Consider the following 9534-nt stretch of genomic DNA (forward strand, 5'->3'; position numbering starts at 1 on the left):
TGGCCGTGACTTTCACGCTAACGGAGGTCTCAGGCGCAACGGTTCCGTCCGGCCCTCTTGGCGCTGTACAGGGCCTCGTCAGCACTCTTGAGCAGGCCATCGAGTGCGGCACCGGGTGCCTCGCTAGAATAGGTCGCACACCCGAGGCTGAGCGTCACTACCGGCGCTGTGCTGGAAGATTCGTGGGGAATGGCCAGCCCTTGAACCGCCGCCCGCAGCTTCTCGGCAACTTCGCGGGCACCATTCGCATCCGCGCCGGGTAGAAGGGCCACGAATTCCTCACCGCCGTAACGCGCGATCATGTCGGACGGGCGCGAGAGGGTCGCCTTCAGGGTCTCGGCCACCTTCTGGAGGCATTGGTCTCCGATCCCGTGGCCATAGTGATCGTTGAAGTCCTTGAAGTGATCGATGTCCATCATCAGCAGGGAAAGCGATCCCCCCTGGCGCAGACTCCGCTTGCTCTCGCGCTGGAGCTGATCATCGAAGTGGCGACGGTTGGGGATGCCGGTCAGGCCATCGAAGAGCGCCATCTGCTCCAGGAGGTCGTTCTTGCGCTTGAGGCTCATGTGCGTACGGACACGGGCACGCACGATGGCCCGGTTGAAAGGCTTCGCGATGTAGTCCGCGGCCCCCAGGCTCAATCCTCGCTCTTCATCGCTGGCCGCATCCAGGGCGGTCACGAAGATGATGGGTATATCCCTGGTGGCCGGATCCGCCTTGATGCGCTGACAGACCCCATAGCCATCCATGCCGGGCATCTGGATATCCAGCAGGATCAGGTCCGGGTGGGGCTGCCCCCCTTCCTGGAGCAACCTCAGGGCCTTCTCGCCGCTGTTGGCTACCCGGACGCGGTATTCGTGCTTGAGCAGACTGCCCAGTGCCAGGATGTTGGCGGGCTCGTCGTCGACCACGAGGATGGTCTGCTGCTCGTCAGTTGTCATTGCGTTCTGCTTCCGCCTCTTCCATACGTTCGTCGAGCACCTGGAGGGCCGCCTCGAATTCGATTTGCTCGACCAGCGCCTCGAGTCTGTCGCACTCCAGACCCAGGCTGCGCAGATACCGCAGAGCCTCCTGCAAAGTGGCCTCTTCCACGAGTTCGCTGCGCTCCAGATGGCTACGCAGCGTCTCCACGGCCGCCCTTGTGCCTGTTGCCGGCCCGCCCCCGGAAGCCTCCAGGGTGGCGAGCGTCTCCGCGGCCTGATTCATCGCCTGTTCCATGGCCTCGATGGCGGCGACGTCAACGAGTTTACCCGCTTTCAGGTGGCCGTCGATCTGCCCTGCCAGATGCTGGATCTCCACGGCCGCCAGCGTCCCGGCCGCCCCCTTGAGGGTGTGGGCGATGTGCTGTGCCTCTTTTACCCGACCGGCCCTGAGGTGCTCGACCAGCGGGGCGTACTCCGTCGGCAGCTTCTTCCGGAACCCCCTGAGCATGCGGGCGTACAGGGCTTCATCGCCGCCGAGGAGCTTGCGCCCGCGGGCGAGGTCGAACCCCGGCAGATCCACGGGCAGTGCATCGGTATCCGGGGCTGGCGCGTGGGTGTTCTCATTGCGTTCCGGTGGCGCCGTTCCGGATCGCTCCAGATGGTCCAGCAGTACGCTGTAGAGACGTTCGAACTCAATCGGCTTACCCAGGTGATCGTCCATCCCCGCCTCTCGGGCGCGCTGCCGGTCGTTGTCCATCATCGCCGCCGTGAGGGCAATGACCGGCCCGGTATAGCCTTGCTCACGCAGCCTCCGGGTTGCTTCGAAGCCGTCCATGACCGGCATCTGCAGATCCATCAGGATCAGGTCCGGCACCCGCTCGGCGACCGCGTCGACGGCCCGGGCACCGTTTTCCGCCAGGCGGACAGTGGCCCCGGTCTTCTCCAGGAGCAGCGTGGCGACCTCCTGGTTGGTCTCGTTATCCTCTACCAGCAGGATCTCGCGGCCCGCCAGGTCCGGTACCATTGCTGCCGGCGGCCCATGCGGAACCGCGCTTTCCCCGCGTTCGGCCCGCGCCAGGGCATCGTAGAGGGTCGAGGCCGTCAGGGGCTTGGGCAGGAAATCCTTGACTAGAGTGAAATCGAATTCGACCTCGTCCCGGGCATAGGCGCTGACCATCAGGATATGGGGGGGTGTGTGCTTCAACTCCCCCTGTTGCCGGCGGCGCTGCAGTTCCCGGCAGGTCTCGCCACCATTCATGCCGGCCGGCATGTGCCAGTCCAACAGGATGAAGTTGAATGGGCTGCCCCCCGCTTCGGCGGCCAGGACCTTTTCGATCGCCTCTTCGCCGCTACTGGCCTCTTCTGTCTCGTAGCCGCAATAGCGGAGAAACTCGCGCATGACCTGCCGGGCATGCGCGTAATCGTCGACAATCAACACCCGATTCCCCTGCGTTTCCGGACACTCGACCGTCCGGCCCGACCCCGGACCCACCGGCAGCGTGAGGGTGAAAGAGAAGGTGCTTCCCCGTCCGGGCTCCGATTCGACCTCAAGTTCACCGCCCATCTTCACCACCAGCTGCTGGCTGATGGCCAGCCCCAGTCCGGTCCCACCAAAGCGACGCGTGGTGGAACTGTCGGCCTGACTGAAGGGGCGGAAGATGCGGGGGCGCTGTTCCTCGCTGATGCCGATGCCGCTATCCCGTACGCGAAAGTCCAACGTCACGTGACCCCTCGGGGCGGGCTCGACGGAGCCGATACCCAACTCCACCACGCCCCCCTGATCGGTGAACTTGGTTGCATTGCTGAGCAGATTCGTCAGGACCTGAGACAGCCGCAACGAATCGCCCACCAAGGTCTGCGGCAGATCGGGCGGGATGTCGAAGAGGAGTTCCAGCCCTTTGGAGCTGGCTTCTTGCCCGAAGAAGGTCGCCATCTGATCGATGACTTTGGTGAGCTCGAACTCGCGCTCTTCCAGCTCCAGCTGTCCCGACTCGACCTTCGAGAAGTCGAGGATGTCATTGATGATCCCGAGCAGCATTCGGGACGAGTGATAGATCTTGTTCACGAGATCGCGCTGGCGCTGGTCCTGGAAGGTCTGCAGCAGCTGGCTCATGCCGATGACCGCGTTCATCGGTGTGCGGATCTCGTGACTCATGTTGGCCAGGAAATCGCTCTTGGCCCGGTTGGCCCGCTCGGCCTCCTCGCGGGCCTGTTCCAGGGCTTCCTCCTGCCGCTTGCGCTCGGTGATGTCGTGTTGGACCCCGAAATGACCGATGATCCGGTCCTGTGCGTCGTACAGGCAGATGTAGTCGCCGTCAATGATGATCGGTGTCCCGTCCAGGCGCTGTTCGCGGGTTTCCCCATGCCAGCGCCCCTGGTCTAACAGTCCTTCCCAGATGGAGCGGCCATAGTCGAGGTCGTGGGCGAAGAGGCCGTTGACCGTCAGGCCAATGAAGTCCTCCTCACGGGCGCCATATTGATCCAGCATGGCCTGGTTGACCTTGGTCATGCGTTGATGCGCCATTGCGTAGTCGAGCAACGCCGCCTTGTCATCTTCGCTGGCACCTTTCCAGTCGACCGGTTCGTCCAGCATCATGAAGAAGAAGCCGCTGAATGACTGGGTAAAGAAGGCATCGAGCTGGGCCTTGTTCTGGGCCAGTTGTTGTTCGGCATTCCTTCGTTCGGTGATGTCGGTGATCAGGGAGGCGAACTGCCCCGGCTCGGGCTGGAAGGCCACGGCGCGGAAGTAGCGGCCGAGGTCGGCGCTATAGCCTTCAATGGTGTGATTCTCGCCGGTGAGCGCGACATGGCCGAAGTGTTCGATCCAGTATGACTCGGTCGCGGGCATGAGTTCGCGCACGCGGCGTCCAACGACTTCGTCCGCCTTCTGGCCGGTGAGGCGTTCAAACGCAGGGTTGACCGCCAGAAAGCGATAATCCGTGGGTCGGCCCTCATCGTCACAGATGATTTCGTGCAGGGCGAAGCCTTCCTGAAGTTCCACGAACAGGGTTTCATACTGTTTCTGAACCCGCTGCTGCTGTTCCATCACGCGGAGCTTGTTCTGGGCCAGCTGCACCAGACCGGCCACGGAGGCGAGGAAGCCCTGTTGCTGCTCGTTTGGTTCGGGCTGGCGTTCCAGCCAGTTAAGGACGAGGAGGTGGTAACCGCCGTCGCGGAAGCTGAATGGGTACCAGAGCATCGTGCCGATGTTCATCTGTTCGTGCAGGACTTCGGCGGAACCATCCCCGGTCAGGGCCGGATGAACCGCATCGGCATGGCTGGTCAGCCATGTTCGCTGTTCGCGCAAATGGCGGATCCCATCGCCGAAAACCGCCAGTGGAAGAGTGCCGATGGACGGCGAAATATCCGGCCGGGCGGGGTTGAGCCATTCTTCCTGTCCGATGACTCGCTGCTGATCGAAATCGATGTCGTAGACCAGCGTTTGATCCGCTCCGAGTGCCTCGCCGAGGTTCCGACAGGTCTCGGAGAGGATGGGCTGGACGCGGTCCTCCGCGGCTATTGTGTGGGCGATGGCGTCGACCGCCGCCCGGTGTTTGCGAATTTCCGTTTCGATCGCCTCGGTGCGGGCTTCAGCGGTCTTTTGTCCCGTTATATCCAGGATGTGACCATCGAGATAGGCCACTTCGCCAAGGTCGTCGCGGACCGCCATGCCACGTTCCTGGGCCCAGCGAATCGAACCGTCCCTGTGCCGTACCCGATAATTGATCTCCCAGGGTTGATCCGCAGCGCAGGCCTCGGCGACGCTCCGATCGATCATCGCAGCATCGTCCGGGTGGATGATGCTGGCGTAGCTGCGCACTGCGTTGCCGGTGAAGTCACTGGCATCAAAACCGGTAAGGGTATCCACCCCCTTGCTCAAGAACGACATGGTCCAGTCGCGGTCGAGTTTGCAGCGGAAAGTGGTGCCGGGGATGTTGTTCACCAGCGAGGCGAACTGGTTGCGTGCCGCTTCCAGCTCGTGGCGGGTCCGTTCGATATCGGAGATGTCCTGAATGATGGACCAGATCACCTCGCGGCCTTCCGAAGTCGTGGTCTTGAAGCCGTGGAGCAGGACCGGATAGCGGGAACCGTCCTTGCGTATGTATTCCTTCTGGAAGGGGCCGTAACGGCCCGTGCGTTCCATTGCTTCGAGCATGGCCTGCTCGTCGGCCATGTACTCCTCCGGTGTCACCTCCCAGTAGCTCAGCGCCTTGAATTCTTCACGGGTATAGCCAGCGGGCTCCTTGATGGCATCATTGAACTCGAGGAACGCGCCGGTGGCGAAGTCGTTCATGGCGATGCCCACCGGGGAGAGCTCGAACAGATCCCGGAACTTGGCCTCCTCGGCGGCCAGCTGGCGCCGGTTCTCTTCCTGTGAGGTGATATCGCGGTTGACCCCGACTACGCGCACGACCTTCCCGGCGTCGTTTCGGATCACCTGGGCCTGGCTATGGAGCGTACGCAGGGTCCCGTCATCGGCGCGGCGGATGGTCACGCTGGCCTCGAACTGGCTGCCGGATTCCACGGCGGCCTGGAACCGGGCCTTGGCCTGGTCGCGCGACTCCCCGACCAACGCGCGATCCCAGTCCTCGAACCGGTGGCTGAAATCGGCCGGATCCACACCGTAGAGGCGGAACATGCCCTCGTCCCAGTCAAGCCGGCCGCTGGCGATGTCGTAGTCCCATATGCCGAGCCCGGCGGCCGAGGTCGCCAGATGCAGGCGCTCCGTAAGCACCTCCTTGGCCTGTTCCGCTTCCTTCTCCGCCGTAATGTCCCGACCCGTCCCCCGGAAGCCGAGCAGTTCACCGGACTCGCCGAGGATGGGGAGCCCGCTCACGCGCTGATGGACGAGGCGGCCATCGGGGCGTAGCGATACATGCTCCAGGCCCTGCCATGACGTTTTCTCCGCCGCCCATTCAGCGAACAGTCCCTCGACGCGTCGGGCTTCTTCCGGTGGCATGAACTCGAACGGGGAGTGGCCGATGATATCGTCCGCCTCATACCCGAGAAGATGCCCCGCCTGAGGGGTGACAAAGCGGTAGCGGCCCTTGGGCGTGACCTCCCAGATGTACTCGCCTGCGGCTTCGGCCACATCCATGAAGCGCTTCTCGCTTTCGGCAAGTTCGCGTAAGGCCTGTTTCTGCTGGCTGATGTCGCGAAACACCGCCAGGAAGAGGTTGCGGTCTTCCTGGTCCAGCAGGACCACCGAGACCCGTACGTCGACGATCGAACCGTCCTTGCGGCGGTGTCGCGTCTCGAAATCGTCCCGGCCCTGCTCGAGGATGGTGCGGATGTGTTCCGCGGTTTCCTCCGGGGTCTCCTGGGCCTCGTAGTCGGTGATGCGAAGCCCGGCGAATTCTGCGGCGGTGTAGCCCAGTTGCTCGTGGGCCGTCTCGTTGAACTGGACCGGCAGTCCGGTCCCCGGGTCGATGAGCAGGGTCGCATCCGGATAGAGTTCAAACAGGGTCCGGAAGCGCTTTTCCTGCTCCTGAAGGCTCTCGAACAGTTGGCGCCGCTCGGTTATGTCGGTGTGAGAGCCAATGACACGGAGGGGTTTACCTTCGCTATCCCGTTTGACTACCCGGCCCCGGTCCAGGATCCACTTGTAGCTGCCGTCCTTGCAGCGGACGCGGTGCTCGTTCTCGTAGACCTCGGTCTCACCCCTGAAATGGCGATCCAGGTCGGCCATGGTCCCAGTCAGGTCATCGGGGTGTACCCGCTCCTTCCATTCGTCGAGGCTGTCGCCGATCTCGTATTCTTCGTGCCCGAGCATCCATTTCCATTGGGGCGAGAAATAGACGGTATCCGTCGCCACATCCCAGTCCCAAACGCCCTGCTCGGTGGCCTCGAGCACAAAACGCCACCGTTTCTCTGTCGTTTCCATGATCTCGAGAAGCCATATGCGCCCCTCTTCAATCTTCCGGCGCTCGGTAACATCGGTGCCCACGGACTGGAAGTGGGTCACCTGCCCGGCACCGTCGAAGAAGGCACGGGTGGTCCAGAGCACCCGGCGCACCTCGCCCGTTTCCAGAACCAACGAGTTCTCGAAGCTGCGGACAGGGTCCTGCGGGCGGAAGCGGTCAAGCTCTGCCAACGCCCCGTCTTTCTCCTCTTCGGGAAGCATGTCGATCCACCGCTTGCCGCTCAAGTCGTCGGGGACGCACCCGAGCAGGTTTGCCAGGGCGTGGTTGGCGAAAACAATGGTGGTATCCGGCAGAAAACGCTGGATGGACTCGGTCTGACCCTCCACCAGATCCCGGTACTGGGCCTCGCGCTCCAGTTCGGCCTCGACGATATCGGCCAGGTCGCGCAGAACACTCAATTCGTCGTCGGAAAACGTCCGGGGTCGATTGTCGAGGATACAAAATGTGCCCACGCGCTCGCCGTCAGGCGCATGCAGGGGCGCCCCGGCGTAGAAGCGGATGTGGGGCGGGGCGGTCACCAGGGGATTGTTCGCGAAACGGTCATCCTCGAGGGTATCCGGCACCTTGAGGATCGCTTCACCCAGGATGGCGTGATCACAGAAGGATATCGCCCTCGGTGTCTCCTGCACGTCGAGCCCCTGTCGCGATTTGCACCAACGACGCTCGGTATCCACCAGACTGACCAGTGCCACCGACACGCCGAAATGGCGCCTGGCAATTCGGGTCAGGCGGTCGAAGCGCTCGTCCTGGAATGTGTCGAGTACTCCAAGATCGCGCAGGGTCTGACGGCACTGGAACTCAATGCCAGCTTCTTCCGGATGCTGCATCGGGTGGATTCCCGCGGTCGTGGGGCGCGTCAAGCGCGCGTGAGTCGGTTACGGCTATTATGCTTGGATTCGTACAGGGCGCGGATTTGAAGTGGCCCCCATCGAGCATCATCAGGCTGAAGGGACTGCCATGGGGCTCGGCCCGCTGCTGCCCCCGCTCCGTTCTCCAGTTGCGGCGCGTTCGACAACGCCCGCTTTCGCACGCTGGACGTGCGATCCCAGACCGGCAGCCAGCACGAGCCTGAATGATGCCAGGCTGATCGCGTTTCTTCGCGGAACCATGCTGGCCAATTCGCTTACCTCAAAACTGCCTACTATACTCTCGACGCTAATTTTGCGGTCGCGCTCCGTGCCGTCGGACATCCCGCCAATCCAGGCGAGCCGTTTGGAGCGATGGCCATGCCGCTCATGGCCGGGGACGCCATCGAACCCGAGATCCGCGATTGCGGGTTCCTGAGCCTGCCGCCCTGAGCCTGTTGAAGGAAGTCTGTCGAGGAAAGCCTGCCCACGAAATCGTCCGGCACTTCCCAGATATGCAACACTTACCAACGAGGAGTTTTCAATGCGCCGCGCCGTTCTCTTAGCCCTGACCCTCTCTTTCGCTCTCGTGGCTGCACCAGTCGCAGCAGATACCCTGAATCGGATACTGGACAGTGGCGAGATACGCCTCGGCCACCGGACCGATGCCGTACCCCTGTCCTATGTCGACGGCGCCGGGCAGCCGCAGGGGTACTCCGTGATGATCTGCCGGGCCCTTACGGCACGACTTGCCGACGCACTCGGCATGGAGAAGTTGACGCCGGTGTGGGTGCCTCTGGATGCGCAGAGCCGCTTCGACGCGGTGGCGGAGGGTCGTGTCGACCTGCATTGCGGGGCCGCGACCATCACCCTGAGCCGTCGCGAGCGGGTCGACTTCTCGATCCCCACCTTTATCGACGGGACCGCCGTGCTGCTCGCAGGGGAGGGGGACACCGCGTTCGAGGATCTGGACGGCAAGCGGCTGGGGGTGCGCGGTGAGACCACCACCGAGGAGATTCTGCGCAATTCCCTGAAGGCCGCCGGCCTCGAGGCCGAGGTGATCACGTTCAGCACCTTCAGGGATGGTGTCGCGGCAATGGCCAAGGGGGATCTCGACGCCTTCTTCGGCGATCAGTTGCAGCTGTTCGGCCTCGCGATCTCCGGTGATCTTCCCGACAGCCTGCGGATTTCCGATGACACCCTGACGGTCGAGAAGCATGGTCTCGTCCTGCAGCGTGGCGACAGTGATTTCCGTCTGGCCGTCGACCGGGGGCTGAGCGCGCTCTACCAGGATGGTGACATGGCGCGCATCTTCCGCAACACCATGCCGGATATCGAGGCCGGGGCGGCCCTGCGGATGCTGTTCATCCTGGCCCCGGAAGTGTTCTGACACCCATCCGAGGGAAGTGCTTAACGGGTCGATTCCGTTGACGGGTTCGACGGCTGCCGTCGAACGTGAAACTGACATGGGAAACGAGTCTTTGGCATCGACATCGAGGCCTGCCGGGAATGTAGCGGCGGCATGCGAGTCATTGCCTGCATCGAAGACGCGATGGTGATCAACAAGATTATTGACCGGCTGGCCCTCCGGCTGAAATGGACCGCACAAGGGCGGTGGCAAGCGATTTCCTGATTATCACGAAAGCTCCGCGAAGGCTGCTTGCGTGTAGGAGGCGAACCCTCTCGCCGAGCGGGCGCCGGAAAACCATCGGCCAGAGGCTGGTCTCCTACAGCTGCGCCCCTGCCCCTGCCTTTGAATTATCGGCCAGCGGAAGGTAGGGTGCGATGACCAAGGATGCAGGTGAAACCGCTCACGCGCTATACCCTTTTGCAGTTTCTCGG

At 62.9% G+C, this 9534-nt stretch carries 3 protein-coding genes; 1 reads left to right on the forward strand and 2 read right to left on the reverse strand.

Annotated features, from left to right (window positions below; translation table 11 throughout):
- Positions 1-29 precede the first annotated feature (29 nt).
- The gene (locus EA346_RS11645) at positions 30-941 is read right to left on the reverse strand and encodes a diguanylate cyclase (RefSeq protein ID WP_296758758.1); all 912 of its coding nucleotides are present in this window, start codon (positions 939-941) and stop codon (positions 30-32) included.
- The gene (locus tag EA346_RS11650) at positions 931-7674 is read right to left on the reverse strand and encodes a PAS domain S-box protein (RefSeq protein ID WP_296758761.1); all 6744 of its coding nucleotides are present in this window, start codon (positions 7672-7674) and stop codon (positions 931-933) included. The genes EA346_RS11645 and EA346_RS11650 overlap by 11 nt, the downstream gene beginning before the upstream one ends.
- Positions 7675-8236: 562 nt before the next feature.
- Here EA346_RS11650 and EA346_RS11655 point away from each other — a divergent pair.
- Positions 8237-9082 carry an amino acid ABC transporter substrate-binding protein gene (locus EA346_RS11655; protein ID WP_296758762.1) on the forward strand — a complete coding sequence of 282 codons (846 nt, stop codon included), beginning with the start codon at positions 8237-8239 and terminating at the stop codon, positions 9080-9082.
- The last annotated feature ends 452 nt before the right edge of the window (positions 9083-9534 follow it).

Source organism: Thioalkalivibrio sp., assembly GCF_007692535.1.
Taxonomy (GTDB): Bacteria; Pseudomonadota; Gammaproteobacteria; order Ectothiorhodospirales; family Ectothiorhodospiraceae; genus Thioalkalivibrio.

Coding starts and splice junctions, on each gene's coding strand:
- EA346_RS11645 (WP_296758758.1), bottom strand. CDS start 941: ATGACAACTGACGAGCAGCAGACCATCCTCGTGGTCGACGACGAGCCC.
- EA346_RS11650 (WP_296758761.1), bottom strand. CDS start 7,674: ATGCAGCATCCGGAAGAAGCTGGCATTGAGTTCCAGTGCCGTCAGACC.
- EA346_RS11655 (WP_296758762.1), top strand. CDS start 8,237: ATGCGCCGCGCCGTTCTCTTAGCCCTGACCCTCTCTTTCGCTCTCGTG.